The following is a 24,934-nucleotide window of genomic DNA, read 5'->3' as shown; positions in this document are numbered from 1 at the left end:
GCACGATGACGTACGCCACCGCCCCGTACGGCACCTGGGAGTCACCGGTCGACGCCCGCCTGGTCGCCGCGCACGACGGCCGCCCCGAGTACGCGGGCACCGTCGGCGCGGAGGTGTGGTGGACCGAGCCCCGCCCCGCCGAGGGCGGGCGGCGGGCGCTGATGCGGCTGCGCCCCGACGGGTCCGGCCCCGCGGAGTCGGTGCTGCCCGGGCCGTGGAACGTCCGCAGCCGGGTGATCGAGTACGGCGGGCGCCCGTGGGCCGGGGCCGCACGCGAGGAGGGCGGACCGCTGGTCGTCTTCGTCCACCACGCCGACCAGCGGATGTACGCCTTCGAACCGGACGCCCCCCGCGCCCGGCCGCGCCCCCTCACCCCCGTCCCGGCTCTCGGCGAGGGCCTGCGCTGGGCCGACCCGGTGGTGCTGGCCGACCGGGGCGAGGTGTGGTGCGTACTGGAGGAGTTCACCGGACAGCGGCCCACCGACGTGCGCCGGGTGATCGCGGCCGTGCCCCTGGACGGCTCGGCGGCCTCCGACCGCTCCCGGGTCCGCGAACTGACCGGCGACACCGACCGGTTCACCACCGGCCCCCGACTCTCCCCGGACGGGAGGCGGGCGGCGTGGCTGGTCTGGGACCACCCCCGGATGCCCTGGGACGGCACGGTCGTCCGCCTCGCCGACGTCACCGCCGAGGGCGCCTTCGCGAACATCCGCGCCGTCGCGGGCGGCACCCGGGAGTCGGTGGCGCAGGCCGGCTGGGCGGCGGACGGCTCGCTGCTGTACACCGGCGACGCGAGCGGCTGGTGGAACCTGTACCGCCTGGACACCGACACCGACACCGACACCGACACCGGCGGGGTCGGCGGGACGGGCGCGGCCACCCCCCTGTGCCCGCGCGAGGAGGAGTTCGGCGGACCGCTGTGGAAGATCGGCCACCAGTGGTTCCAGCCGCTGGAGGACGGCACGGTCGCCGTCCTGCACGGCCGCGGCTCCCTGCGCCTGGGCATCCTGGACCCGGCCACCGGCGAACTGGCCGACGCCCCCGGCCCGTGGACGGAGTGGGCCCCGTCCCTGGCCGCCGCGGGCACCCGTGTCATCGGCATCGCCGCGAGCCCGCGCGGCGCGTACGAGGTCGTGGAGCTGGACACCGGTACCGGGCACGCCCTGGTCATCGGCTCCGCCCACACCGACCTGGTCGACCCGGCGTACTACCCCGACCCCGCCGAGCGAGTCTTCCGCGGCCCGGACGGCCGCGAGATCCACGCCCACCTGTACCCCCCGCGCCACCCCGCCGCCGCGGCCCCCGACGGCGAGCTGCCGCCGTACGTGGTGTGGGCACACGGCGGGCCCACCGGGCGCGCGCCCCTCGTACTGGACCTGGAGATCGCCTACTTCACCTCGCGCGGCATCGGCGTGGCGGAGGTGAACTACGGCGGCTCGGCGGGCTACGGCCGCGCCTACCGCGAGCGGCTGCGGGAGAGCTGGGGCGTGGTCGACGTCGAGGACTGCGCCGCCGTCGCCCGCACCCTGGCCGCCGAGGGCACCGCCGACCCCGCCCGGCTCGCCATACGCGGCGGCAGCGCGGGCGGCTGGACCACCGCCGTCTCCCTCACCTCGCCGCTGACCGAGGGCCTGTACGCCTGCGGGACCATCAGCTACCCCATCCTCGACCTGGCCGGCTGGGCGACCGGCGAGACGCACGACTTCGAGTCGCAGTACCTGGTCTCCCTCGTCGGCCGCGCCGAGGAGTACCCCGAGCGCTACCGCGACCGCTCGCCCGTCCACCACGCCGACCGCGTCACCGCACCCTTCCTGCTGCTCCAGGGCCTGGACGACGTGATCTGCCCGCCCGCCCAGTGCGACCGCTTCCTGGCCGAGGTCTCGGGCCGCGGGGTGCCGCACGCCTACCTCGCCTTCGAGGGCGAGAGCCACGGCTTCCGCAGGGCGGAGACCATCACCCGGGCCGTGGAGGCCGAACTCTCCCTGTACGCACAGGTCTTCGGCTTCGACCGCCCGGACGTCCCCAGGCTGGAGCTCACCACATGACCTGCACCCCGTCCGCCCGGCCCGCCCTCACCCGGCCCCGGCGGCTGCGCCCCGGCGACCGGGTGGCGATCGTGGCGCCCAGCGGACCGGTGGAGCGCGAGTGGCTGGACGCCGGGGTGGACGTGCTGCGCGGCTGGGATCTGGACCCGCGGGTGATGCCGCACGCCCTGGACGTCCACCCGCGCCTGGACCATCTGGCCGGCACCGACGCCGACCGCGCCCGCGACCTGACCGACGCCTGGTGCGACCCGTCCGTCGCGGCCGTCCTCGCCGCCCGCGGCGGCTACGGCGTCCAGCGGATGGTGGACCTGGCCGACTGGGAGGCGATGCGCGCGGCCGGCCCCAAACCCTTCGTCGGCTACAGCGACCTGACCGTGCTGCACGAGGCGTTCGCGGCCCGGCTGGGCCTGGCCACCCTGCACGGTCCGATGCCCGCCACCGTCTCCTTCCTCAAGGACGGCCCCACCCAGGAGCATCTGCGCGCCACCCTCTTCGCCCCGGAGACGGTCACGGCGATCGCCTCCCCGACCGCCCGCACGCTGGTGCCCGGCCGGGCCTTTGGCACCACCTACGGCGGCTGCCTGTCGCTGCTGGCCGGCCAGACCGGCGTTCCGGGCCGGGACCTCGCCCGCCCGGACGGCGGCATCCTGCTGCTGGAGGACGTCGGCGAGCCGCCGTACCGCCTCGACGGCTACCTCACCCATCTGCTGCGCTCCGGCGAACTGGACGGGGTGGCGGGCGTGGTGCTCGGCTCCTGGCACGACTGCGGCCCGTACGAGAAGGTCCGCGAAGTACTGCTGGACCGGCTCGCCCCGCTGGGCGTGCCGGTGGTGGAGGAGCTGGGCTTCGGACACGGCCCGGCGACCCTGACCGTGCCGCTGGGGGTCCGTGCCACCCTGGACGCCGACACCTGCACGCTCACACTCCAGGAGCCGGCCCTCGTATGACGGACACCGCCGCCCCGCTGCCCGAGCCCCCGCGCTCCACCCCGCCAGACCCGCACACGATGGCCTCGGCCTACCTCGACCACTACCGCGACACCGTCCTGCGCAAGCTCGACGGGCTGTCCGAGGCCGAACTGCGCGGCAGCCGACTGCCGTCGGGCTGGAGCCCGCTGGAACTCCTGTGGCACCTGGCCTGCGTCGAACGCAGATGGTTCCGCTGGGGGTTCACCGCCGAGCCGCTCCAGGACCCCTGGGCCGACCATGACGAGGCGGACCGCTGGCGCGTGCCCGGCCACATGGCGGTGGAGGACGTGGTGGCGCGCTTCCGCGCCGAGTGCGCCCGCTCCCGCGAGATCGCCGCCGGTGCCACCTTCACCGACCGCGCGGCGGTCGGGGGCCGCTTCGCGGACGAGGCGCAGGCCCCGACCCTGGCCTGGATCCTCTTCCACGTCCTGCAGGAGTACGCCCGCCACGCGGGCCACCTCGACATCGTGCGGGAACTGGCGGACGGCGCCACGGGCGAGTAGCCCCTCGTCTGCCCGGGGAGCTACAGGCCCGCCAGATCCGCCAGGGTGCGCACCTGGACCATCATCGCGGTGCCCGCCGCCAGATCGCCGCCCTCGGCCACGGCCCACAGTGCCGACTCCACGCGGCGGGCCACCGCCCACGCCATCAGCCGCCCCGCGTCCTCGCCGAGCACACCGCCCGCCACGCGCCCGGCGGCACATGGTGAAAACCCCGGGCGGACGGTGCGTCCCGCGTGTCACGATCGGGCCGTGACAGCCGCCGAGCCCTGGATGATCGACGAACTCGCCCACGCCGGTCCCGAGCATCTGGACCCGGCCTTCGTGGCGGGCTTCGACCGCAAGCAGGGGCATCCCGACCCGGCGCCGGACGTCGACGCGCTGCGCCGCCACGCAGTGGGGCGGGACGCCACCGTGGTCGATCTGGGCGCCGGGACCGGGCGGTTCGCGCTGGCGGCGGCCCGTGGGTTCACCCGGGTGGTGGCCGTGGACGTCTCGCCCGCGATGCTGGAGCATCTGCGGGCGCGGGCCGGGCGGGAGGGGGCGGCGAACGTGGAGTGTGTCCGGGCCGGTTTCCTCACCTACGAGCACACCGGGCAGCCCGCCGACGCCGTGCACACCCGGCACGCCCTCCACCAACTGCCGGATTTCTTCAAGGCGTTGGCGCTGGACCGCATCGCCCGCATGCTGCGGCCCGGCGGTGTGCTCCGCCTGCGCGACCTCGTCCTCGACTTCCGGCCGCACGAGGCCGGGGAGGTCCTGGAGGCGTGGATGGCGGGCGCGGCCGCCGATCCCGCGCTCGGCTACACCCACCGGGACTACGCCGAGCACCTGCGCACCGAGTACAGCACCTTTCGCTGGTTGCTGGAACCGATGCTGGAGGCCGCCGGATTCGAGATAGTGGAGGCGGAGTACGAAAGGCGCCTCTTCGGCGCCTACACCTGCGTCAGACGTCCCTGACGGGCGGCGCCGAATCCAAGGAGGCGGGTTGAAGCTGCACCTACTGCGAGTGTCCGAGCACGCGGCCGGCGTACGTGACGGCGCGGTGCTGTCGGAGGAGGAGCGCGCCCGCTGCGCGGCGTTCGTCCGCGAGGCCGACCGCGACCGCTACCGGGTCGCCCACACGGCCCTGCGCCTGGAGCTGGCCGCGGTCCTGGGCACCGAGCCCGCCGCCGTCCCCCTCACCCGCGAGCCGTGCCCGCTGTGCGGCGGGCCGCACGGTCGCCCGGCCGTCCCCGGCAACCCGGTGCACTTCTCGCTGTCGCACGCCGGCGACGTGGCGCTGATCGTCCTCGACGACGCGCCCGTCGGCGCCGACGTGGAGGCCTGCCCCACGGCCGCCACCGTCGCGGAGACCGTCTCCGCCCTCCACCCGCGCGAGCGCGCCGAGATCGGCAGGCTGGCCCCGGCCGACCGGCCGGCCGCCTTCGCCCGCTGCTGGACGAGGAAGGAGGCGTACCTCAAGGGCACCGGCACCGGCCTGGGCGAGAGCCCGGACACCACCTACGTCGGCAGCCTCGCGACCCCCGCCGAGGTCCCCGGCTGGGAGCTCACCGACGTGGCCGCGCCGGGGGGCTACGCGGCGGCCGTGGCGGTCGCCGTCGCCCGTACGGGGGAGGGAGGCGCTCCGTAGGGACGGCCCGGCGGGCGGGCGGCGACCCCCGCGCCCATGGTGATGGCATGAGTACACACAGGAGAACGGGCGACGGGGGCGCGCGCGGCTTTCTGACCCCGGGCAGGGTGCTGGTGCTGCTGCTGCTGGCCGCCACTCTGGTCTTCGTCTTCCAGAACACCGAGCAGACCGAGGTCAGGCTGCTGTTCCCCATCGTCACCATGCCGCTGTGGGTGGCGCTGCTGATCCCGGGTGTGATCGGGCTGCTGTCCGGGATGTATCTGGTGCGGCGCAGATAGGGGACGGCGCGGTGCCGCCGTTCGCGCGCCTGCGTCGAGGGCGGGGGGATGATCGTCTCAGGGGGGGAAGTCGTACGGGGTATGAAGGCAATCGCTTTGAACGAGTACGGCGGACCCGACGACCTGACCCTCACCGAGCTTCCCGATCCCAAAGTGGGGCCCGACGCGGTCCTGGTGCGGGTGAGGGCGGCCGGGGTGAACCCGGTGGACTGGAAGGTCGGGGCGGGCTACCTCGACCCGGTCCTCGACGCCCGCTTCCCGCTGGTACCCGGCTGGGACGTGGCGGGCGTGGTGGAGAGCACCGGCCCGGACGCGAAGGAGTTCTCCCCCGGCGACGAGGTGATCGGGTACGTCCGCAAGGACTGGGCGCAGAACGGCACCTACGCCGAGCTGGTCTCCGCGCCCGTGCGCACCCTGGCCCGCAAGCCCGCCGCTCTGAGCTGGCAGCAGGCGGCGGGGCTGCCGCTGGCCGGGCTCACCGCGTACCAGTCGCTGAGGCGGCTGGGCGTGGGCGAGGGCGACACGGTGCTGGTCCACGCCGCGGCCGGCGGCGTCGGCTCGCTGGCGGTGCAGATCGCGGCCGCGTGGGGCGCGCGGGTCATCGGCACCGCCAGCGAGCGCAACCACGACTTCCTGCGGGAGCTGGGCGCCGAGCCGGTCACCTACGGCGAGGGGCTGGCCGACCGGGTGCGCGGGCTGGCGACCGGCGGGGTGGACGCGGCCTTCGACTTCGTCGGCGGCGAGTCGATCGACGTGTCGCAGCAGGTGCTCGAGGACTCCTCGCGGGTGCTGTCGGTCGTCGACGCCGAGGTGATGGCCAAAGGCGGCCACTACCTGTTCGTACGGCCCGACCCGGCCGATCTCGCGGCCCTGGCGGACCTGGCCGATGCCGGGAAACTGACGGTCGGCGTCGACCGGGTGGTGCCGCTGGCCGAGACCGCCGAGGCGTGGCGGCTCAGCCAGTCCGGGCGGACCAGGGGGAAGGTCGTCATCGACGTCTCCTGACACGGCTCCCCGGAGGGAGGGCCCGCCTCCCGGCGGGCCCTCCCTCCGTTTCCCCGGTTCCCTCCGTCCGCCTCCCGGCGGTCTACCTCTCTCCGTCCGCCTCCCGGCGGTCGACGTACTCGAACACCGAGCCGTCGGGGTGGCGGGCCACCAGGTTCCGGCCGACGGGTGTGGACTGCGGGCCGGCGATGATCTCGGCGCCGACGGCCCGCAGATCGGCCGCCGCCTCCTCCACGTCCCGCACCGCCAGCGTGGCGGCGACCTTGCTGAGAACCTCCATCGGCCCGGGCGGGCCGCTCATCAGCAGGAAGGGGCCGACCGCGGCCGCCGAGACGGGGCCCTGCGCGAACCGCATGGCCTCGGCACCGGTGAGCCGTTCGTACACGCCCGCCGCCGCGTCCAGGTCGTTGACACACACACGCAGCGCAGTACCCAGAATCTCCATGCCGAGGAGCCTAGTTGGGGGCGCGTACGGTGTCAGGCGCGCCCCGCCGCCCCGGCGCAGGCCCGTGTCAGGTTCGGGTCAGGACCGTCTCAGGCCCGGCACAGGATCTCCCCGTGCGGCACCGAGAACCAGCCGTCGGGGCGCCCGCCCCACTCGCGCCAGGCGGCGGCGATCCGCTCCAGCTCCGCCCGGTCCGTGTGCCCGCCCTCGACGGCGAGGCGGGCGTAGTCGGAGCCGGTGGTGCGCTCCGCCCACAGAGCGCTCCACCAGGCGCGGTCCGCCTCCGTGGCGTAGCACCAGATGTCCGCGCCCGCGGTGACGTCCGTGAAGCCGGCCTCGCGGGCCCAGGAGAGCAGCCGGCGGCCCGCGTCCGGTTCGCCGCCGCCCGCCCGGGCCACCCGGCGGTACAGACCGAGCCAGTCCTCCAGGCCGGGCACCAGCGGGTACCAGGCCATCGTCGCGTAGTCGGCGTCGCGGACGGCGACCACTCCGCCCGGGCGGCACACCCGGCGCATCTCGCGCAGCGCCGCCACCGGGTCGCCGATGTGCTGGAGGACCTGGTGGGCGTGGACGACGTCGAAGGAGTCGTCGGGGAAGTCCAGGGTGAGGACGTCCGCCCGTGCGAAGCGGACGTTTCCCAGGCCGCGGTCGGCGGCGGTGGACCGGGCCTCGGCCAGGACGTCCTCGGCCCGGTCCACCCCCACCACCTCCCCGGGTGCGACCAGGGCGGCCAGGTCCGCGGTGATGGTGCCCGGGCCGCAGCCCACGTCCAGCACCGACAGGCCCGGGGCCAGGGCGGGCAGGAGGTAGGCGGCGGAGTTGGCGGCGGTACGCCACCGGTGGGAGCGCAGGACGGACTCGTGGTGGCCGTGGGTGTACACGGCGTTGGGTCTCGACATGCGCGCACCGTATCGCGTCATCTCGCTATATGAGCAAGATGATTCCGAGATGTGGAAACCGGTGGTGTGTGCCGCCCGCCGGGCCGGTGCGCTAGGCCGGGGCCGAACCACCAGTCGACCCCTCGGCCGGCGGCCCGCCGTAGGGCCAGCGCAGCAGCGCGCCGAGCCCGCCCACGGGCAGTCCCCCGGGGGTGCCGGGCTCCTCCGCGAGCGGCCCCACGGAGATCACCTCGGCGCCGGTGGCCACCGCCGACCGAAGCAGCGCGTCGTCCGCGCGGGCGCTGACGGGACGGGTCTCGCCCAGGTACTGCATGTCGGTTCGGCGCACCGACACCTGGTCCGGCTCGTCGCCCACCCACACCTCGCGGTGCAGATCGGGCCCGTCGGGACGGACCAGCAGAGCGGAGATGCGGTGCTCCCGGGCGGCGTCCACCAGCGCGGGCACCCCCTCGGTGGCGCCCACCCTCCCGTCGTCGGTCGGCACCCGCCCGGCCTGGAACCTCTCCATGGCCTCGGCGGCGTGGCGGTGTACATACGAGGCGCGGGCCTCTTCCACCTCCTTCTCCAGCTTCTCCTCACCGGCCGCCGCGTTGCGGCCCGGGGCGCGCACCCCGTGCTCGGCGACGACGGCCATCCCATGGAAGTCGGGGGCCAGCCGGTCGTGCACGGCGTGGCACTCGCGGGTGTCGCCGGCCAGGACCAGCACCTCCGCGCCCGTCTCGTTCCGGCGCGCCTTCAGGTTCTCCGCGATGAGGGCGGCGTTGTGCTCCCAGGTGTTCTCCACCGAGTTCTGGAACCGCCGCTCGGACCAGTCGGCGTTCGGGGTGCGGTGCACCGGCCACTCCTCGCCCCGGATCTGGCCGGCCTCGTGCCTGCCGAACGGGCCCCGCAGCTCCAGATCCGCACCGGTGCGGTCGATGCGGGCCAGCAGGCAGGTGGGGGCGGTGTCCATCAGCTCCAGCAGCGGCGTGGTGTGCGGCAGCGGCCCCCAGGTGGCGTGCGGGCCGCCGCTCGGCGCCCGGGCCAGCGCGGGGTCGAGCACCACCTCGCCCGCGGTGGCGAACAGCGCCCGCCCCGGCGAGACCGAACTGCGCGGCAGTGCCAGAAGGGCGTCGTACACCGCTTTGCGGGTGAGCTCGTCCGCTCCCTGGCTCCTCAGCAGATCGTGGACCTCGCGGGCGGCGAGTTCGTGGCGGGCCGCCGCGTCCTCGGTCAGCCACGAGGTGTCGAAGTAGACCGAGGCCCAGGGGCCGGGACGGTCGAAGATCGGGCTCAGGAATCCGAGTTCCATGGGCTCCCTCCTTGGAATCGCCTGTTTGCGGGTACCCGAACCGGTGCGAAAGACACGGGGCGAGGCCGGAGAACGCCGACGAAGGAGGCGATCGAACCATGGGCATGGGAGTCGACCCGGAGAAGCTGTCCGAGACCGCGCTGATCGAGGAACTGGAGTCCCTGCACCGGACCCGCCACGACACCCTGCTGCACGGCTCGTCGGACGCGCTCGCCGCGCACACCCGGCGCACAGCCGAACTGGAGGGCGAGTACCTGCGGCGCCACCCCGGCCGGGCCGTCTCGGCGGGCCGCACGAGGGAGGGCGCCCGGGCGCGCACCGAGTGAGGCGAGGGGCGCGCCGGAGAGCGGGCAGCCGCGGCGGTGCGGCGGTGCGGCGGTGGCGGCACGGTGGCGATGCTGTGACGGCCGGGTGAGCGGGTGTTTGCCCCCCGGAGGCGGGGGCACCCGGACCGCGGCCGAGCGAGCGGCCCTGTGGGGGAGTGAGAAGGCCCCGGGTGCGGAGGTCAGGGACCGCGCCCGGGGCCGCTCCCCGACCCGGGCACCGCCCTGCTCCGGGTGGTGCCCGCGGCGCGCGGGCGACGGGGCTCACGAGCACGGGGAACGCACGGGCACGGCGGGCGCGGTACGCACGGCGGCACCGCCGCGGAGACATACGAGGGGCGCACCCGAAAACCGGGTGCGCCCCCCTCGCCCGCCGGGGGAGGGTGGGCCCATGAGTGATGCGCACACCCACCCCGGAACCACCCTGGCACCGGACGACAAGGTGACCGTCGTCCTGCACAAGTCCCATGGCCGAAAGGTCCGTTACCCGGCGACGGTGGAGCGCGACGACGGCGTCCACGCCGTCGTGCGGGCGCCCTGGGCCGGCCCGCCGGTACGGGACTTCGGCTTCGTGCGCTTCGAGAGCGGCGACGTGTTCACCGAGCACTACTGGCGCGACCGCTGGTTCTCGGTGAAGGAGGTGCGCGGCCCGGACGGCGCCCTCAAGGGCTGGTACTGCGACGTCACCCGCCCCGCCGCCGTCACGGAGGGCACGCTGACCACATGGGACCTGGAGCTGGACCTGTGGGTGTCGTCCGACCGGTCCGCCGTGCTGCGCCTGGACGAGGACGAGTTCGCCGAGAGCGGGCTGCCCGAGAGCGACCCGGAGACGGCCGGCAGGGCCCGCCGCGCGCTGGACGGGCTCGAACGACTCGCCCGGGAGGGCGGTTTCGACGCCCTGCTGGACTGATCCGGGATCCCGGATCCCGGGGCGGGCCAAGGAGGTGTGGAGAGCCGCACCCTCTCCACACCCCCGCCCATGGGCCCCGGCGGCCGGCCGGTTCAGTCCTTCAGCCGCGGCAGGACGTCGGTCCGGTAGAAGTCGAAGAAGCCCCGCAGATCGGGCCCGATCTGGCTGACGTGCACCACGTCGAACCCGGAGTCGGCGAACTCCCGCAGGGCGCGTACGTGCTCGTCGGGGTCGTCGCCGCACGGCAGCCCGGAGCCGGCCGCCATCTCCTCCGTCACCAGCCGCGAGGCCTGCTCGAAGTGGGCCGGGGTGGGCAGGACCTGCCCCAGCTCGCCGGGCAGGAACAGGTTGGGCCAGTGGCGGTGGACGGTGCGCACGGCCTCGCCGCGGTCGGTGCCGTAGCAGACCTTCGTCCCCGCGAAGGCCGGTCCCTGCCCCGAGCCGCGGCCCCCACCGCTGCGGCGGAAGCGATCCAGGCCCTCCACGTCCGGCATGGTGGTGATGAACCCGTCGCCCACCCGCCCGGCCAGTTCGATGGCGGCCGGGCCGAAACCGGAGACGTCGACCGGCACCGGCCGGTCGGGCACGTCGTACAGCCGCGCGTTCTCCACGGTGTAGTGCCTGCCGTGGTGGCTGACCTCCTCACCGGCCAGCAGGTGCCGGATGACGCCTATGGCCTCCTCCAGCATCTCCATCCGCACCGACGCCTGGGGCCAGCGGTCGCCCAGGATGTGCTCGTTGAGCGCCTCGCCGGTGCCCACGCCCAGCCGGAAGCGCCCCTCCAGCATCACCGCGCTGGTGGCGGCGGCCTGGGCGACCACCGCCGGGTGGACGCGCACGGTCGGGCAGGTGACCGCCGTCTGGACGGGCAGCGAGGTCGCCCGGGAGATCGCGCCGATGACGGACCACACGAACGGACTGTGCCCCTGGACGCCGTTCCAGGGGTGGTAGTGGTCGGAGATCCACAGTGAGGTGAATCCCGCCTGCTCGGCCATCCGGGCCTGCTCCACCAGTTCGTTCGGTCCGTGGTCCTCGCAGGCCAGGAAGTAGCCGTACTCGGTCATCGGGGCAGTCCTCCACAGGTCCGGCGGTGCGGGCGCCGGGTAACCGGGTGCCGGTGTGAAAAACATCGTTTGAAGGGGTGGGCCCCGGGCATCCGAACCCTCGTGCTTCGGACCGCAGGCACATCCGCGGGAGCGGTGGCATTCCCCGCCCCGGGTGTTTCGGCCCCGGTCCCCCTGTGCCCGGTCCCGCGGTAACCCCCACAGAGCCACAGTCCACAGTTCGGGAGAGACCGCACATGACCCCCGTACGAGCACGAGCAAAGCACGCGCGGCACCCGCACGACGACGCCCCTGACACCACGGCCGAGTTCCAGCGCATCGCCGAGCTTCCGGACGGCCCGGAGCGGGAGGAACTGCGGCAGCGGGTCGTGCGGGCCTGGATGCCGATGGCCGAGCGCCTCGCCCGGCACTTCCGCAACCGCGGCGAGTCCCTGGAGGACCTGGAGCAGGTCGCCGCCCTCGGCCTGGTGAAGGCGGTCGCCCGCTACGACCCGGCGCGCGGCAGCGCGTTCGAGAGCTTCGCGGTGCCGACCATCGTCGGCGAGATCAAGCGGCACTTCCGCGACCACATGTGGGGCCTGCACGTGCCGCGCCGGGTGCAGGAGCTGCGCAACCGCGTACGCGCCTCCAGCCGCCAGCTCAGCCACTCCCTCGACGGCCGCACCCCCGGCGTCAGGGAGATAGCGGAACACAGCGGCCTGACGGAGGAGGAGGTGCGCATCGGCTCCGAGGCCCTGGAGAGCTACAGCACCCTGTCCCTGGACGCGGAGCTGCCCGGTGCCGACGACGGCTACGCACTGGTGGACACCCTCGGCAGCGCCGAGCCCGGCTTCGACCTCGTCGTCTACCGCGAGTCGCTCAAGCCCCGGCTGCGCAACCTGCCAGAGCGCGAGCGCAAGATCCTCTACCTGCGATTCTTCTGCGACATGACCCAGAGCCGGATCGCCGAGCAGCTCGGCATCTCCCAGATGCACGTCTCCCGGCTGATCAGCCGCACCTGCAACCGCCTGCACGCCGAGGTCGAGGCGGATCTGGAGCGGGAGCAGGCCGCCCCGGAGCGGGAGCGCGAACACGCCTACGCGGGTTCCCGGGCCGCCTGACGCGCCACCGGCCGGCCCGTGGAGCGCCTCACAGACCACGCAGGGCGAGGGCGACATGCCGTGCGATCCGCTCCACGGCGCCGGCCTCCGCCAGCCCGAAGGCCCGGCGGCCGCCGGTGCGCAGCAGCGTCAGCGCGCCGAGCACCGGGCCCCCCGCGCCGTCGGACAGCGGCACACACAGCAGCGAGCCGACCTCGGCCCGTACCAGAACGGGGGTCCCGGCGGCGTCCCGGCCCAGCAGCCCGGGGTCCTCCGGCCGCACCCGCAGCGTCGTGCCGCCGTGCCGCACCGCGTCCACCACAGGCGGCCAGGAGGACGGGTCCTGCCCGGCGACCGCGTCGCGCAGCCGTCCGGCCGAGGCCAGGACGGCAGCCCGGCGCAGCGCGCCGCCGGGCACGGCGGCATCGACGACGACCCAGTCGGCGAACCGGCCGTGGAGCGCCTCCGCCGCCCGCTGCGGCACCTCCTTGGGGGAGTCGGCCCCGAGCAGTGCCGTCGTCGTCTCGTCCAGCAGATCCATCAGTTCGGCGCCGCGGGCGGCCTCGGACGGGTTGGGGCGGGATGTCCCGTGCTCCACCGCCGCGGCCGGCCCGGCAGGGCCCGCACCGGCGCCGGCGGGCGCGCCTGGCCCGGCCGGCTGGAAGACGGCCAGGACGATCGCGCCCGGCTCGTTCGGGGGGCGCAGCGCCGTCAGGGTGGCCCGCAGCGCGGCGCCGCCGTGCCGCGGTGGGCCCGGCAGGCGGACGGCCAGGCCGCGGTCGCCCTCGCCGCGGGCGACGGCCGCCACCTGGGAGCGGAAGGCCGCCCGGGAGCCGTGGGCCAGGGAACCGGTCAGCGCCCGGCCGGTGGCGTACCCGGCGCGCATCCCCAGCACCTGCCCGGCGGCGGGGTTGCACCGCCGCACCACCGTGTCCCGGTCCAGCAGGGCCACCGCCACCGGCAACCGCTGGAACAGGGTGCGCAGCAGTTGGTGCTCGTGGTGCTCCTCCCGGCCGTCGCGGTGCCGTTCGGCGGCCAGTTCCTCGCAGCGCGGCCACAGCACCTCGGCCGCGTGCCGGAGCTCCAGGAGAGCGGCCTCCAGGGCGGGGAGCCGGTCGGCCTCCGGGAGGGCACGTGCCGACAGCAGTTCCTCCACCCGTCGGCGGAAGTCCGCCAGCTCGGTTCCGAACTCCTCCGCCTGCGCCATGTCCTCAACGTAACCCGCGGGCAGCCGGAGGTCCTGTCAGTCGCACGGAAAAAATATTACTCATCACTCTTTATTGGGATGATGATGGTGGAAGAGGTTGCGCGGGAGTGATCCCGGGCGGCCCGTGACCGCCCGGGGCGGCTCGGCGCGCCGGCCGTTTCCCGGCCGCCGCGCGGGGCAGCCGATCCCACGGAACCGGACGCTCGAGGAGCCGGCCGGAACCGGCCGGAGAACAGGGAAAGGACCGGACAGCGCCATGCCGGACCGATGCGACGCGATGCCGTTCGAGTCCGCTCCGACCCAGACGGAGCCGGCGCTCGACGCCGCCTCGCCCGCCCGGAGCCTCGCCCGGCTGGCCGAACAGGTCGTCCGCTCCACCCCCGGCTGCTGCGGCGCCACCGCCACCGCCCACACCGGCGGCGACCCGGCCGAGGGCACCACCGCCGTCACCCATCCGGACCTGTCCGCGCTCGTCGACGTCCAGTGGGAGGCCGGAGACGGTCCCGTGCCGCAGGCCCTGCGCACCGGACGCCCCGCCGGCTCCGACGACCTGCTGCTGGACGACCGATGGCCCGGCTACCGCGCCAGGGCGCTGGAGATGGGGCTTCGCTCCGGCGCCGCCCTGCCCTACCGCCGGGGCGACCTCACCCTCACCGTCACCGTCCACGGCTTCCGCCCCCGCCCGCTGGAGGAGACCGTCCGCTGCCCGGCGGCGCTCCTGGGCGACCTGGCCGCCACCGGGCTGGCCCGCGACCGCCGCCACCGCGCGGCGCTGGCGGAGACGGAGCAGCTCAGGGGCGCGCTGCGCAGCAGACCCGTCGTCGACCAGGCGTGCGGGATCGTGATGTACGTGCTCGGCTGCGACGCGCAGGAGGCGTTCACCCTGCTGCGCGGGATCTCGCAGCACACCAATCGCAAGCTCTCCGACCTGGCCGGCGCCCTGGTGCGCACCCGGGGCCACGGCATGGAGCAGGAGCTCCAGCGCTTCCGGGAGCGGTCCCGGCGGCCCTGACCGGTCCGGCGGGAGGAGCCGGGAGCCAGCGGCGGAACCAGACAGGGCGGTCGGCGGGCCGTCCCCGGACACGGCGGAGGCACGGATGCAGCAGACCCGACCCGACGGCCCCGCATCCGCGGCCGTCCCCGTACCGGATCCGCTCGGCGCCGGGGACACCGGGGACGGCGGATACGGCCGGGGCGCTTACGGCGCCGTGGCCGAGGCGGCCTGCGGTTACTGGGGGCGGCGCGGCCTGCCCACCGAGCCCGGACAGGTCGTGTCGGCCCCCACCGCGCCCCTGCTCCTGCTGGCACTGCTCGCCGCGGCCGAACCCGGGCACGGGGGAGGGGAGGGCGACACGGACGGCGGCGGGGTGGTGCTGCCCAGGCCGGGCCCGGCCTGGCACGCCGGCCAGGCACGGCTGCTCGGCCGGCCGCTGCACACCGTGCCCGTGCCGGCCGAGTGCGGCGGGGTGCCCGACCCCTTCGCGCTGCTGGAGACCGTGGGCCGGGCCCGAGCCGCCGGCGGTGACCCGCGGGTGCTGCTGCTGTCCGTGGCCGACGGGCTGACCGGGACGGCGGCGCCGCCCGAGCTGCTGCACGAGGTGTGCGAGGCGGCCGTCCAGGCGGACCTGCTGATCATCAGCGACGAGAGCTGGCGCGACACCTCCCACGATCCCCACGACACGATGATCGTCAGCCCCGCCGAGATCCTGCACCGGTCCGCCCGCCACACCGGCGCCGGCACCCACGCCCTTCACGCCCACGCCCGCGCGGACACCGACGCTGCACGGGGCTCACACGGCCGCGTACCCGAAGGCGCCGGCGAGGGCGGGGACCACGACTGCGTCGTGGTCCTCGTCGACCTCGGCGCCGACCCGGAGCACACCTTCGGGCCGGGCACCGCCATGGGCGCGGCCCGTCTGCCGGCCACCGTGCGCGGGCGGGAGACGGGCGAGCGCGTCCGCGCCGTCCTGGCCGCCCTGCACGCCCGCCCCCGCGGCCGCGACGCCACCGCCGCCGCCGAGGCGCTGGGCGAGGCGGAGCCGCTGCGAGAGCACCGCGCCGCCGGCAACCGCGCCCACGCCGCACGTGCCGCCGCGCTCCACCGGATCCTGACCGGCGCCGGCGCGGTCTGCCGGCCGCCGCACGCCGGACGCCACATCTACCCCGACTTCGAGGCACTGCGCCCCGCGCTGGCCGCCCGCGGCATCGAGGACGCCCCCCGGCTGGAGGCGGAACTGGTGCGGCGGCTGGGCCCGTACGCGCTGGGCGGCCACCGCTTCGGCGACGATCCGCGCGCCCTGCGGGTGCGTCTGTCGACCGACGTGCCGTCCACCGACGTGCCGTCCACCGGCGCGACGGCCGACGGCTCCGCCGGGGCGCGTGCGTCGCTGGAGTCGGTCCTGCGGGAGCTGACGGCCGCCGGCCCGCCGGCCCGGCGCCCCGTGAAGATCCCGGACGCAGATGGGAGCCCCGCATGACCGAGCAGACGGAGAAGCCCGCACAGGCCGTCCTCGACGCCCCCGCGGCCGGTTCCCCCCGGCGGCCCCCCGCCCTGGCCGCCCCCCGCCCGCTGGGCGAGCGGCGCACCTGGCCGGGCACCTTCGCCGACCGGCTCACCGAACCCCTGCCCGGGCTGCGCTCCCTGTCCCGCATAGCCAGGGAGGGCAGCACGCGCCCCGACCCCGCGACGCTGCGCGAGGTCCCCCTGCTGCCCCGCGAACCGGCCCCCCTGCCGCCCGTCGACGCCACCGCCGCCGCCGTCACCTGGGCCGGGCACGCCAGCTGGGTGGTGCGCATCGGCGGCCTCACGGTCCTGACCGATCCCGTCTGGTCCCGCCGGATCCTGGGCACTCCGGCACGGGTCACCCCGGTCGGAGTCCCCTGGGAGGACCTGCCGCCCGTCGACGCCGTGGTGATCTCGCACAACCACTACGACCACCTCGACGCCCCCACCCTCAGGCGCCTGCCGCGCGACACCCCCCTGTTCGTCCCCGCCGGGCTCGGCGCCTGGTGCCGCAGGCGCCGCTTCACCTCCGTCACCGAACTGGACTGGTGGGAGGCGGCCGAACTGCCCTCCCCGGGCGGCGGCACCGTGCGCTTCGACTTCGTCCCCGCCCACCACTGGTCCCGGCGCACCCTCACCGACACCTGCCGCTCGCTGTGGGGCGGCTGGGTGCTCACCGACCGCCACGGGCAGCGGATCCACTTCGCCGGCGACACCGGTTACGGCCACTGGTTCACCGAGATCGGCCACCGCTACCCCGGCATCGACCTCGCGCTGCTGCCGATCGGCGCGTACGCGCCGCGCTGGATGCTCCGCCCGGTGCACACCGACCCGGAGGAGGCCGTACAGGCCTGCCTGGACCTCGGCGCCCGCCGTATGGCCCCCATGCACTGGGCCACCTTCCTGCTCTCGGCCGAGCCGCCGCTGGAGCCGCTGAGCCGGGTACGGGCCGCGTGGGCAGCGGCCGGCCGGCCGCGCGAGGACCTGTGGGACATGCCGATCGGGGCCTCCAGGATCCTGGGACAGCCGGACCCGCACCCAGGCCCCGGCCCCCGGCCCCCCTAACGCGGGACCTCCGCCGGGCGCAGCCGCCGCCACGCCGAGGGCACCGTGCCGACCAGCAGCGTCAGGCCGACCGCCGCGGCCACGCCCTGCCACGGCTCGGGAAACAGCGACCCGCCCAGGATTCCGATCAGCTGGTAGGTCGCCGTCCACACCAGGCAGGCCGGAGCGGCGCCGCGCACGAACCGGCGCACCGGCACCCGCGACAGCAGGCAGGCCACCATCACCGGGATCCGCCCGGCCGGCACCAGCCGGGAGACGACCAGTACCGTCACGCCGTGCTCGTCCAGCCTCCGCCGCGCGGCCTCCAGCCGGTCCGGCTCGGCCCGCTCGCGCATCCGCTCCAGCCAGCGCGAGCCGCTCCTGGAGCGGCCGCCGCGCTGCCCGAGCCAGTACAGCAGCAGATCGCCCAGGAACGCGGCCAGCGCAGCGACGGCGAACACCAGCAGCAGCGGAAGGGCCGGAGGACTGCGGTGGAAGGCCACCGCCGACGCCGCGCTGACCAGTGCCCCCGTCGGCACCACCGGCACCAGCGCGCCGAAGGCCACCAGCAGGAACAGCGACGGATAGCCCACCGCGCCGGGCGCCACCTGCCCCGGTATCTCCCGCACCGTGCCCAGCAGTGCCTCCATCACCCCGCCGCCTCCAGCCGCACGCTCTCCCCGTGCCCAAGCCGGTGCACCGCCGCGGCGGGGGCCGAGCGCGCCGCCAGCCGCGCGAACTCGTCGCCGGGGGAGTGGAACTCGTGCGGCCGGACCGCGTCCAGACCGATCGGCCAGTACGTCCCGTAGTGCACCGGCACCGCCAGCGGCGCCCCCAGCCGGGCCAGCGCCTCGGCCGCCCGGCGCGCGTTCATGTGCCCGTCGCCCAGCTTCGGCCCCCAGCCGCCGACGGGCAGCAGCGCCGCGTCCACGGGACCGACCGCCTCCGCCATGGAGTCGAAAAGCCCCGTGTCACCGGCGAAGTACGTCCTGGACTCCCCCTCGACCACATAGCCCAGGGCGGGCGCCAGATGCGGCCCGTACGGCAGCCGCCGCCCGTCGTGCTCCGCGGGTACCGCGCGGACGGTCACGTCCCCGGCCCGCACGCGCTCACCCACGTCGACCTCCTCGATCCGCAGCCGCCCCGCCAGCCGCCGCAGCCCCGCCACCGAGGCGAGCGCGCCGCGCGGCACCACCACACGGGTGCCGGGCGGGAGGCGGGCCAGGGAGGGCAGATGCAGATGGTCGGCGTGCAGATGGGAGACCACCGCCAGATCCACCCGCGCCGCCGACTCCGGCGGCGGCTGTCCGCGCCGTCTGCGCAGATGGGCCAGCCGCCGGACGAACACCGGGTCGGTGAGCACCGTCACGCCGCGGTCGCGCACCGTCGTCGTGGCATGGCCCCACCAAGTGACCTCCGCAGGCACCGGACCCTCCTTCCATCCGCTCGCCCCTTCCCCGTACCGATCCTCTCATCACACCCCCGCGCTCCCGGGAGCCTCCGGAAAGAGACCGGACACACCTCCGGCAGGGGGAGGCGCTGTGGAAAAGTGGTACGTGCCGGGCCGGGTACGGCGGTGTCCGGCACCCGGCGGCGGACGCGTGCCGGACACCGGCACGCGAAAGCACCGGCACGCGGGAAGCATGGACGTCCCCGGCGCGGAGAACGCGGAGGGCGAGGGCCGGCGGGTGCCGGCCCGGGGCCCGGAGGAGGAAAGGCGGACGGCGTGCGGATGGCGGCCTGGCGCAGGGCGGGCGGCGCGGTGCTGCGCGTCCTGGTCGTGTGGGCGGTGAGTACCCTCACCATGCTGGTGCTGGCCGGTGTGCTCCCCGACTTCCGGCTCCAGTCCCCCGACGGTGACAGCGCCACCAGCATCGGGGTCACCGCCGCCCTCGGGGCCGGCGCCTTCGGCCTGCTCAGCGCCCTGGTGTGGCCCCTGCTGGTCAGAGCCCTGCTGCTGGTGCCCGCCCTGGTGCTGGGCATGCTGGTGTTCTTCCTCAACGGCTCCCTGCTGTGGCTGGCACTCGCCCTCCTGCCCGACTACCGGGGCGAGACCGATCCGCAGACCGCCGTGGTCGTCGCCGCCGCGATGTCCGCCGCCTCCTCGGCGGCCAACACCTTCCTGGCCGTCCGCGACGACCGGGCCTACCGGCGGCGCCTGGCCCGGCTCGCCGACCGCCGCTGGCGCCGCTCCGGGCGGCGGCGGATGCCCGCCACCCCCGGTACCGTCTTCCTCCAGCTCGACGGGATCGGCCACGACACGCTGCGCGACGCGGCCACCGCCCCCGCCGGCGGCGAACCGCTGATGCCGGGCATCGCCGCCATGCTCCGCAGCACCCACCGCCTCGTCCCCTGGCACACCGACTGGTCCAGCCAGACCGGCGCCAGCCAGCTCGGCATCCTGCACGGCTCCAACGAGGACGTGCCCGCCTTCCGCTGGTACGAGAAGGAGACCGGCGAGGTGGTGACCAGCAACCGGCCCTCCAGCGCCGCCCGGCTCCAGCGCCGCGCCGCCGAACACAGCGGCGAGCCCGGACTGCTCGCCCACGACGGCGCCAGTCGCGGCAACCTCTTCAGCGGCGGAGCCGCCCAGGCCGCCCTGGTGCTCTCCGTCTCCGCCCGGCGCGGCCGGCACAACCGGTCGCGCGCCGGGTACTTCGCGTACTTCTCCGACCCGGCCAACGCCACCCGCACGGCCGCCTCCTTCGCCGCCGAGGTGGTCCGCGAGATCGTCCAGTCCACCCGCGCCAGGCTGCGCGGGGACAGCCCGCGGGTGCCGCGCGGCGGGCTCTACCCGTTCATCCGGGCCTTCGCCACCGTCGTCCAGCGGGACGTGGTGGTCGCCTCCGTCCTCGGCGACATCCTCAGCGGGCGCACCGCCGTCTACGCCGACCTCGTCGCCTACGACGAGGTGGCCCACCACTCCGGGCCGCGCGGCCGCGACACCCACCAGGTGCTGCGGCGGCTGGACCGGTCCGTCGCCCTGATCGCCAAGGTGGCCGCCCAGGCCTCCCGGCCCTACCGCCTGGTGCTCCTGTCCGACCACGGGCAGAGCCCCGGCGAGACCTTCGCCTCCCACTACGGGCTGACCCTGGAGGACCTGGTCCGCGCCGGATGCGGGCTGCCGGTCTCCCGGCGGGCCAGGCACACGGCCAGCGGCGCCGAGGCCCGCGCCGCCGCCCGCGCCGCCCTGCACCGGCCCGAGGACGGGCACGGCGCCGAACCCCACTGGCCCGCCCCCACCTCCGACCCGGTGGTGCTGGGCTCGGGCAACCTCGGGCTGATCTCCTTCCCCGGCATCCCCGGGCGGGCCACCCGCGAGGAGATCGACCGCAGCCACCCCGCCCTGCTGCGCACCCTCGCCAACCACCCCGGCATCGGATTCCTGCTGGTGGACACCGAGCACCGCGGGCCGGTGGTGCTCGGCCCCGGTGACAGCGAACACCGCCTGGACACCGGCGAGATCACCGGCGAGGACCCCCTGAGGCCCTACGGGCCCCGCGCCGCCGCCCTCGTGCGGCGCACCGCGCGCTTCCCGCACGCTGCCGACATCATGGTCAACTCGGCCCTCGATCCGGCCACCGGCGCCGTTCACGCCTTCGAGGAGCAGATCGGTTCCCACGGCGGCCTGGGAGGAGAGCAGTCCCGGGCGTTCCTGCTCTACCCGCGCCTGCTGTCCCCGCCGGACAGGGACGGCGAGCCGGTCGGCGCCGAGCAGGTCCACCGGGTGCTGCGCGGCTGGCTGCGCGAGGCGGAGGCCGCTCCGGCCGTGACCACACCCTTCGTCCCGGCCCGCGCCCCCCTGCGCTGATCCGGGGCACTGTGCCGGCCCGGGCGCGCCGACTCCGTGAAAAGTGTGCCAGGCGCCTTTCCGGCGGGCCGGGCACAGGGCCGGGAGCCAGATCGCGGAAGCGGCCTTTCCGGCCCGTGCTAGCCGAGCAACTCCGGCAGCAGGGCCGCCGTCCTCGGGTCGGCCGGGACGAAGGTCTCCATGGCCAGCTCGGAGACGGTCACGTCCATGGGGGTGTTGAAGGTCGTGATGGTGGAGAAGAACGACAGGGCGTGCCCCCGGTGCCCGATCACCAGCGGCAGGGCGAAGGGGCCCGGGTCGCAGGGGCCTGCGGCGCCGCGCCCTTCGGTGAGCCCGGTGAGCCCGGTGTGCTCCGTGTGCCCGGTGTCCGGCCGGGGCGGCGGATAGGCGGCGACCTCCTCGTACAGCTCGCGCAGCGGCGCCGACCGCAGTGGTGCGAGCTGCCGCCGCATCTGCTCCAGCAGATGCCCGCGCCACTGGGGGAGGTTGTGGATGCGCGGGGCCAGGCCCTCGGGGTGGAGGGTCAGGCGCATGGCGTTCAGAGGGGGGCGCAGGAGGTGCCCGGCCACGCCCTCCAGCAGGGCGGCGACGCCGCGGTTGGCGGCCACCACCTCGTACCGGCCGTCGACCACCAGGGCGGGGAAGGGCTCGTACGCCGTCAGCATCCGCTCCAGGCCGCCGCGCAGGGCGGCCAGCGAGGGGGCGTCCACGGGGGTTTCGGGGTAGTGCGGGGCGTGCCCGGCGGCCAGCAGCAGCGCGTTGCGCTCGCGTACGGGGACATCGAGGTGCTCGGCCAGGCGGAGCACCATCCGCGGGCTGGGGCGGGAGCGCCCGGTCTCGACGAAACTGATGTGCCGGGCCGAGGAGTCGGCGAGCAGGGCCAGTTCGAGCTGGCTGAGCCCGGCGCGCTCCCGCCAGTGCCGCAGCAGGGGGCCGGCCCCGCCCGTCACCCCGTCGGCCGCCCCGTTCGTCCCCGTGCTCGCGTCGGCCGCAGCGGATTCCATTCCGCGACCCTAGGCTGGGAGGGTCGTCCACGGAAAGTGAGATCGCGCGCCATGCCACCTCGACCGCTGACCTCGCAGGAGATCGACGCCGCGCTGGCGGAACTGCCCGGCTGGGAGTTCGCGGAGGACCGGCTGAGGAGGACGTACTCCTTCGCCGGGCACTTTCCGGCCGCGGCGATGGTGCTCCACGTCGCGCAGATCCAGGAGGAGATGAACCACCACGCGGATCTGCTGCTGGGCTATGACGCGGTGGGGGTGTCGGTGAACACCCACAGCGTGGGCGGGAAGGTGACGGAGCCGGACGTGAGCCTGGCGCGGCGGATCGAGGAGATCGCCCCGTCCCACGGCGCACGCCCGTAGCCCGCGGCGTCCGGCGGACCGGATACCGCGGGCCGCGGCCCTCGCTCAGCGGGTCACTACGGCATCAGCACGGTGTCGACGATGTAGACGGTGGCGTTGGAGGTCGGAACGTTGCCACAGACGACCTCGGAGTCGTCGTTGACCGTGTAGGAGCCCCCGGAGCCGGAGACGGTCAGCTCCTTCTTCTCCAGCAGCGTCGGGTAGGAGCCGTCCTCCAGGTCCTCGGGCGTCAGCCGCTCGCCGACGACGTGGTAGGTGAGGATCTCGGTGAGCGCCTCCTCGTCCTCCAGAACGGCGTTGAGGTCCTTCTCCGGGATCTCGGCGAAGGCGTCGTCGGTGGGCGCGAACACCGTGATGTTCTCGGCGCTGTTGAGGGTGTCGACCAGGCCGGCCTTCTGCACCGCGCTCACCAGGGTGGACAGTGCGGGGTTGTTGGACGCGGCGGTGGCGACCGGGTCGTCGGCCATGCCGTCGAAGCTGCCCTCGCCGTCCTCGGGGACGGCCTGGCAGCCGGGGCCGAACGGCTTGGAGGTGTCGGTCGCGGCCATGTCCTCGGACTCCTCCTGCGACCCGTCGGCGGGCATGGACCCGCCCGGTGCGGCGGACTGCGAGTCGGCCGCACCGTCGCCGCCGTCCTCGGAGGAGCAGGCGGTGACCGACAGCGGCAGCACCACCGCGGCGGTGGCGGCGAGGGCGATGCGGCGGATGCGGCGGGTACGGGTGGCGCTCATGTGGTGTGGATCTCCTGTCGGTTCGGATGCGTGGGCCCGAAGGCCTCGTTCGGATGGCTTCGTTCGGATGCTCCGGCCGGACGGACGCGGCCGGTCCCGGGAGGCGCGCGGGGGCGCGGCGGACGGTCAGGTCACGTTGACCACCACCGAGTGCCGTCCGGTCGCGCCGTCGGGCAGGGTTCCGGCGCGCTCGGCGGTCTGCACGCGTCCGCCGCGGTCGGTGGCGCGGACCTCCAGCCGGTGCGAGCCGGGCGTGGCCCGCCAGCGCCACGTCCACTGCCGCCAGGTGTCCGCGCTGTCCTCCGCGGCCAGGCGGGCGGTGCGCCAGGGCCCGTCGTCGACGCGCACCTCGACGCGGTCGATCCCGGTGTGCTGGGCCCAGGCCACGCCGCCGACGGCGACGGTCCCCGCCCCCAGGGAGGCGAGGGGTTTGGGGGTGTCGATGCGCGACTGGGTCTTGACCGGTGCCTCGGCCGCCCAGTCGCGGCGGACCCAGTACGCGTCGTAGGCGTCGAAGGTGGTCAGCTCCAGCTCCGTCAGCCACTTGCAGGCCGAGACGTAGCCGTACAGGCCGGGCACCACCATGCGTAGGGGGAAGCCGTGGTCGAAGGGGAGCGGCTCGCCGTTCATGCCGACCGCCAGCAGCGCGTCCCGGCCGTCCATGACCGTCTCCACCGGGGTGCCCAGCGTCATGCCGTCCACCGAGCGTGACACCAGCTGATCGGCCGGCCCGCCCCGGGAAGGCGGCCTGATCCCGGCCTCGCGCAGCAGCTCGGCCAGGGGTACGCCCAGCCATCGGGCGGTGCCGACATAGGGGCCGCCGACCTGGTTGGACACGCAGGTGAGGGTGATGTCGCGCTCGACGAGCGGGCGTTCCAGCAGCTCGCGGAAGTCCAGGGTCAGCGGGCGGGCCACCCCGAGGCCGTGGAGGCGCAGCCGCCAGGCGCCGGCGTCCAGGCGGGGGACGGTCAGCGCGGTGTCGACGCGGTAGAAGGCGTCGTTGGGGGTGATGAAGGGTTTCATGCCGGGCAGCCGCAGATCGGCGCCGGGCGGCACCGGCGGGGCCTTGGAGGCGGGGGCGGGCAGGGCCACCGATTCGCGGGAGGCGGCGGCCCTGGCGGTGCCCGACGCGGTCAGGACGCGGGCGAGCAGCCCGGCGGTGGCCGTGGCGGCGGCGGTGCCGGTGGCGGCGAGGACGAACCCGCGCCGGTCGAACGACGTGCCGCCGCCGTCCGTACCGGGCTCCGGCCCTGCCCCGGGTGCGCCGCCACCGGCGGTCCGTGCGTCCCCGGTCGGGGCCGGCCGCCCGGCCAGCAGGTACAGGACCCCTGCTCCGGCGGCCGCTCCCGCCACCGAGGGCAGTGCGCCCGCGCCGCCGATGTCGGGGCGGGCTGCCGCGGCCGCCGCGCCGGCCGCGCCGAGGAGCAGCGCCCCCGCGGCTGCGGCCCTGCGCCGGCGCAGGGCCAGCAGGCCCAGGGCGATGGCGAACAGGGCCAGCAGCACCAGGATGCCCAGCCGCAGCACCAGCTTGTCGTCGTCACCGAAGGTGCGGACGGCGAAGTCCTTCAGCCAGGCCGGGGTGCGGTCGACGACCGCACCGCCCACCGCCGTGACCGGTCCGGCCTCCGGGCCGGTCACGGCGGCTGCCGCCAGCTCGGCGACGGCCAGCGCCAGGGCTCCGGACAGCAGCCCGGCCGTCGCGCCCAGGACGGGGCGGACGAGCCGCCCGTACCGCGCCCGGCCGTTCCGTCCGGGCGCGGCGGTACCGGGTGCCGCCGCTGTGGTCTGCCTGTCGTCGCTCACATCCCGTATTCGGGGCGGGCCGTCCGGCGGA

26 protein-coding genes are annotated in these 24,934 nt (G+C 75.5%); 15 read left to right on the top strand and 11 right to left on the bottom strand.

What is annotated here, in order from left to right; genetic code table 11:
- Positions 1-5: 5 nt before the first annotated feature.
- Genes ACGRHY_RS04515 through ACGRHY_RS04505 form a run of 3 tightly spaced genes read left to right on the top strand, consistent with a single transcriptional unit; the run spans position 6 to position 3,516 of the window.
- Entirely contained in the window at positions 6-2,045 is a 2,040-nt protein-coding gene (locus ACGRHY_RS04515; protein WP_394634091.1) for a S9 family peptidase, read from the top strand.
- Positions 2,042-2,992 carry a S66 peptidase family protein gene (locus tag ACGRHY_RS04510; RefSeq protein ID WP_394634090.1) on the top strand — a complete coding sequence of 317 codons (951 nt, stop codon included), beginning with the start codon at positions 2,042-2,044 and terminating at the stop codon, positions 2,990-2,992. Before ACGRHY_RS04515 ends, ACGRHY_RS04510 begins: the two co-directional genes overlap by 4 nt.
- Positions 2,989-3,516, top strand: coding sequence for a DinB family protein (locus ACGRHY_RS04505; RefSeq protein ID WP_394634089.1), 528 nt, complete (start codon positions 2,989-2,991; stop codon positions 3,514-3,516). The genes ACGRHY_RS04510 and ACGRHY_RS04505 overlap by 4 nt, the downstream gene beginning before the upstream one ends.
- 20 nt (positions 3,517-3,536) lie before the next feature.
- Here ACGRHY_RS04505 and ACGRHY_RS04500 read toward each other — a convergent pair whose 3' ends face one another.
- A complete protein-coding gene (locus tag ACGRHY_RS04500) occupies positions 3,537-3,701 on the bottom strand; it encodes a hypothetical protein (RefSeq protein ID WP_394634088.1) in 165 nt (54 codons plus the stop codon).
- Between the two features lie 64 nt (positions 3,702-3,765).
- Here ACGRHY_RS04500 and ACGRHY_RS04495 point away from each other — a divergent pair, with 64 nt between their 5' ends.
- The 4 genes from ACGRHY_RS04495 (at position 3,766) to ACGRHY_RS04480 (ending at position 6,429) form a co-directional block, all read left to right on the top strand.
- Positions 3,766-4,473 (top strand): class I SAM-dependent methyltransferase, encoded by a 708-nt coding sequence (locus tag ACGRHY_RS04495; protein ID WP_394634087.1) that lies wholly within the window; start codon positions 3,766-3,768, stop codon positions 4,471-4,473.
- Between the two features lie 28 nt (positions 4,474-4,501).
- Positions 4,502-5,146, top strand: coding sequence for a 4'-phosphopantetheinyl transferase family protein (locus tag ACGRHY_RS04490; protein WP_394634086.1), 645 nt, complete (start codon positions 4,502-4,504; stop codon positions 5,144-5,146).
- 47 nt (positions 5,147-5,193) lie between these two features.
- Positions 5,194-5,424, top strand: coding sequence for a LapA family protein (locus ACGRHY_RS04485; RefSeq protein WP_394634085.1), 231 nt, complete (start codon positions 5,194-5,196; stop codon positions 5,422-5,424).
- 81 nt (positions 5,425-5,505) lie between these two features.
- Entirely contained in the window at positions 5,506-6,429 is a 924-nt protein-coding gene (locus ACGRHY_RS04480) for an NADP-dependent oxidoreductase (protein WP_394634084.1), read from the top strand.
- Between the two features lie 82 nt (positions 6,430-6,511).
- On the opposite strand, the gene ACGRHY_RS04475 is transcribed toward ACGRHY_RS04480, so the two are convergent.
- The 3 genes from ACGRHY_RS04475 to ACGRHY_RS04465 form a co-directional block, all read right to left on the bottom strand.
- Entirely contained in the window at positions 6,512-6,874 is a 363-nt protein-coding gene (locus tag ACGRHY_RS04475; RefSeq protein WP_394634083.1) for a VOC family protein, read from the bottom strand.
- A gap of 89 nt (positions 6,875-6,963) precedes the next feature.
- Positions 6,964-7,773 carry a methyltransferase domain-containing protein gene (locus tag ACGRHY_RS04470; RefSeq protein ID WP_394634082.1) on the bottom strand — a complete coding sequence of 270 codons (810 nt, stop codon included), beginning with the start codon at positions 7,771-7,773 and terminating at the stop codon, positions 6,964-6,966.
- A gap of 91 nt (positions 7,774-7,864) precedes the next feature.
- Entirely contained in the window at positions 7,865-9,064 is a 1,200-nt protein-coding gene (locus tag ACGRHY_RS04465; RefSeq protein WP_394634081.1) for a baeRF2 domain-containing protein, read from the bottom strand.
- Between the two features lie 98 nt (positions 9,065-9,162).
- Between ACGRHY_RS04465 and ACGRHY_RS04460 the strand changes: the two genes are divergently transcribed.
- Positions 9,163-9,390, top strand: coding sequence for a DUF6158 family protein (locus tag ACGRHY_RS04460; protein WP_241715065.1), 228 nt, complete (start codon positions 9,163-9,165; stop codon positions 9,388-9,390).
- A gap of 388 nt (positions 9,391-9,778) precedes the next feature.
- On the top strand, positions 9,779-10,297 hold the full coding sequence (locus ACGRHY_RS04455) for a ribonuclease FAU-1 family protein (RefSeq protein ID WP_394634080.1): 519 nt from the start codon (positions 9,779-9,781) through the stop codon (positions 10,295-10,297).
- Between the two features lie 92 nt (positions 10,298-10,389).
- On the opposite strand, the gene ACGRHY_RS04450 is transcribed toward ACGRHY_RS04455, so the two are convergent.
- Positions 10,390-11,361 carry a TIGR03557 family F420-dependent LLM class oxidoreductase gene (locus ACGRHY_RS04450; RefSeq protein WP_394634079.1) on the bottom strand — a complete coding sequence of 324 codons (972 nt, stop codon included), beginning with the start codon at positions 11,359-11,361 and terminating at the stop codon, positions 10,390-10,392.
- Between the two features lie 236 nt (positions 11,362-11,597).
- On the opposite strand from ACGRHY_RS04450, the gene ACGRHY_RS04445 reads away from it, so the two are divergent.
- Positions 11,598-12,461 carry a SigB/SigF/SigG family RNA polymerase sigma factor gene (locus tag ACGRHY_RS04445; RefSeq protein WP_394634078.1) on the top strand — a complete coding sequence of 288 codons (864 nt, stop codon included), beginning with the start codon at positions 11,598-11,600 and terminating at the stop codon, positions 12,459-12,461.
- A 28-nt stretch (positions 12,462-12,489) separates the two neighbouring features.
- Here the strand turns inward: ACGRHY_RS04445 and ACGRHY_RS04440 are convergent, their stop codons facing one another.
- Entirely contained in the window at positions 12,490-13,647 is a 1,158-nt protein-coding gene (locus tag ACGRHY_RS04440; RefSeq protein ID WP_394634077.1) for a PAS domain-containing protein, read from the bottom strand.
- A gap of 256 nt (positions 13,648-13,903) precedes the next feature.
- Here ACGRHY_RS04440 and ACGRHY_RS04435 point away from each other — a divergent pair, with 256 nt between their 5' ends.
- The 3 genes from ACGRHY_RS04435 to ACGRHY_RS04425 all read left to right on the top strand — a co-directional run bounded on the left by ACGRHY_RS04435 (position 13,904) and on the right by ACGRHY_RS04425 (position 17,215).
- Entirely contained in the window at positions 13,904-14,659 is a 756-nt protein-coding gene (locus ACGRHY_RS04435; RefSeq protein ID WP_394634076.1) for an ANTAR domain-containing response regulator, read from the top strand.
- 85 nt (positions 14,660-14,744) lie between these two features.
- Complete coding sequence (locus ACGRHY_RS04430; RefSeq protein ID WP_394634075.1) at positions 14,745-16,124, top strand: hypothetical protein; 1,380 nt, start codon at positions 14,745-14,747, stop codon at positions 16,122-16,124.
- The gene (locus ACGRHY_RS04425; protein ID WP_394634074.1) at positions 16,121-17,215 is read left to right on the top strand and encodes an MBL fold metallo-hydrolase; all 1,095 of its coding nucleotides are present in this window, start codon (positions 16,121-16,123) and stop codon (positions 17,213-17,215) included. The genes ACGRHY_RS04430 and ACGRHY_RS04425 overlap by 4 nt, the downstream gene beginning before the upstream one ends.
- Here ACGRHY_RS04425 and ACGRHY_RS04420 read toward each other — a convergent pair.
- On the bottom strand, positions 17,212-17,844 hold the full coding sequence (locus ACGRHY_RS04420) for a DedA family protein (RefSeq protein ID WP_394637921.1): 633 nt from the start codon (positions 17,842-17,844) through the stop codon (positions 17,212-17,214). The two genes, ACGRHY_RS04425 and ACGRHY_RS04420, sit on opposite strands and share 4 nt — an antisense overlap.
- Positions 17,844-18,620, bottom strand: a complete 777-nt coding sequence (locus ACGRHY_RS04415) for an MBL fold metallo-hydrolase (protein WP_394634073.1) — start codon at positions 18,618-18,620, stop codon at positions 17,844-17,846. The genes ACGRHY_RS04420 and ACGRHY_RS04415 overlap by 1 nt, the downstream gene beginning before the upstream one ends.
- A gap of 306 nt (positions 18,621-18,926) precedes the next feature.
- Here ACGRHY_RS04415 and ACGRHY_RS04410 point away from each other — a divergent pair, with 306 nt between their 5' ends.
- Positions 18,927-21,005 (top strand): phage holin family protein, encoded by a 2,079-nt coding sequence (locus ACGRHY_RS04410; RefSeq protein WP_394637920.1) that lies wholly within the window; start codon positions 18,927-18,929, stop codon positions 21,003-21,005.
- Positions 21,006-21,124: 119 nt separating this feature from the next.
- Here ACGRHY_RS04410 and ACGRHY_RS04405 read toward each other — a convergent pair whose 3' ends face one another.
- A complete protein-coding gene (locus tag ACGRHY_RS04405; RefSeq protein WP_394634072.1) occupies positions 21,125-22,009 on the bottom strand; it encodes a helix-turn-helix domain-containing protein in 885 nt (294 codons plus the stop codon).
- Positions 22,010-22,060: 51 nt separating this feature from the next.
- On the opposite strand from ACGRHY_RS04405, the gene ACGRHY_RS04400 reads away from it, so the two are divergent.
- The gene (locus ACGRHY_RS04400) at positions 22,061-22,369 is read left to right on the top strand and encodes a 4a-hydroxytetrahydrobiopterin dehydratase (RefSeq protein WP_394634071.1); all 309 of its coding nucleotides are present in this window, start codon (positions 22,061-22,063) and stop codon (positions 22,367-22,369) included.
- Between the two features lie 56 nt (positions 22,370-22,425).
- On the opposite strand, the gene ACGRHY_RS04395 is transcribed toward ACGRHY_RS04400, so the two are convergent.
- Both ACGRHY_RS04395 and ACGRHY_RS04390 read right to left on the bottom strand, forming a co-directional pair.
- A complete protein-coding gene (locus ACGRHY_RS04395) occupies positions 22,426-23,100 on the bottom strand; it encodes a fasciclin domain-containing protein (protein WP_394634070.1) in 675 nt (224 codons plus the stop codon).
- Positions 23,101-23,226: 126 nt separating this feature from the next.
- Positions 23,227-24,789, bottom strand: a complete 1,563-nt coding sequence (locus tag ACGRHY_RS04390; RefSeq protein WP_491630971.1) for a molybdopterin-dependent oxidoreductase — start codon at positions 24,787-24,789, stop codon at positions 23,227-23,229.
- Positions 24,790-24,934: the final 145 nt, after the last annotated feature.

The sequence above is a fragment of the Streptomyces shinuiensis genome, assembly GCF_043660855.1.
GTDB lineage: Bacteria > Actinomycetota > Actinomycetes > Streptomycetales > Streptomycetaceae > Streptomyces.
This window is presented reverse-complemented; position numbering and strand designations above follow the sequence as displayed.

Bases quoted from the DNA above. Each gene is read 5' to 3' on its own strand.
- ACGRHY_RS04455 (WP_394634080.1), top strand. From the start codon at position 9,779: ATGAGTGATGCGCACACCCACCCCGGAACCACCCTGGCACCGGACGAC.
- ACGRHY_RS04470 (WP_394634082.1), bottom strand. From the start codon at position 7,773: ATGTCGAGACCCAACGCCGTGTACACCCACGGCCACCACGAGTCCGTC.
- ACGRHY_RS04485 (WP_394634085.1), top strand. From the start codon at position 5,194: ATGAGTACACACAGGAGAACGGGCGACGGGGGCGCGCGCGGCTTTCTG.
- ACGRHY_RS04420 (WP_394637921.1), bottom strand. From the start codon at position 17,844: ATGGAGGCACTGCTGGGCACGGTGCGGGAGATACCGGGGCAGGTGGCG.
- ACGRHY_RS04505 (WP_394634089.1), top strand. From the start codon at position 2,989: ATGACGGACACCGCCGCCCCGCTGCCCGAGCCCCCGCGCTCCACCCCG.
- ACGRHY_RS04445 (WP_394634078.1), top strand. From the start codon at position 11,598: ATGACCCCCGTACGAGCACGAGCAAAGCACGCGCGGCACCCGCACGAC.
- ACGRHY_RS04510 (WP_394634090.1), top strand. From the start codon at position 2,042: ATGACCTGCACCCCGTCCGCCCGGCCCGCCCTCACCCGGCCCCGGCGG.
- ACGRHY_RS04460 (WP_241715065.1), top strand. From the start codon at position 9,163: ATGGGCATGGGAGTCGACCCGGAGAAGCTGTCCGAGACCGCGCTGATC.
- ACGRHY_RS04400 (WP_394634071.1), top strand. From the start codon at position 22,061: ATGCCACCTCGACCGCTGACCTCGCAGGAGATCGACGCCGCGCTGGCG.
- ACGRHY_RS04405 (WP_394634072.1), bottom strand. From the start codon at position 22,009: ATGGAATCCGCTGCGGCCGACGCGAGCACGGGGACGAACGGGGCGGCC.
- ACGRHY_RS04480 (WP_394634084.1), top strand. From the start codon at position 5,506: ATGAAGGCAATCGCTTTGAACGAGTACGGCGGACCCGACGACCTGACC.
- ACGRHY_RS04430 (WP_394634075.1), top strand. From the start codon at position 14,745: ATGCAGCAGACCCGACCCGACGGCCCCGCATCCGCGGCCGTCCCCGTA.
- ACGRHY_RS04410 (WP_394637920.1), top strand. From the start codon at position 18,927: ATGGCGGCCTGGCGCAGGGCGGGCGGCGCGGTGCTGCGCGTCCTGGTC.
- ACGRHY_RS04395 (WP_394634070.1), bottom strand. From the start codon at position 23,100: ATGAGCGCCACCCGTACCCGCCGCATCCGCCGCATCGCCCTCGCCGCC.
- ACGRHY_RS04450 (WP_394634079.1), bottom strand. From the start codon at position 11,361: ATGACCGAGTACGGCTACTTCCTGGCCTGCGAGGACCACGGACCGAAC.
- ACGRHY_RS04440 (WP_394634077.1), bottom strand. From the start codon at position 13,647: ATGGCGCAGGCGGAGGAGTTCGGAACCGAGCTGGCGGACTTCCGCCGA.
- ACGRHY_RS04515 (WP_394634091.1), top strand. From the start codon at position 6: ATGACGTACGCCACCGCCCCGTACGGCACCTGGGAGTCACCGGTCGAC.
- ACGRHY_RS04475 (WP_394634083.1), bottom strand. From the start codon at position 6,874: ATGGAGATTCTGGGTACTGCGCTGCGTGTGTGTGTCAACGACCTGGAC.
- ACGRHY_RS04435 (WP_394634076.1), top strand. From the start codon at position 13,904: ATGCCGGACCGATGCGACGCGATGCCGTTCGAGTCCGCTCCGACCCAG.
- ACGRHY_RS04425 (WP_394634074.1), top strand. From the start codon at position 16,121: ATGACCGAGCAGACGGAGAAGCCCGCACAGGCCGTCCTCGACGCCCCC.
- ACGRHY_RS04465 (WP_394634081.1), bottom strand. From the start codon at position 9,064: ATGGAACTCGGATTCCTGAGCCCGATCTTCGACCGTCCCGGCCCCTGG.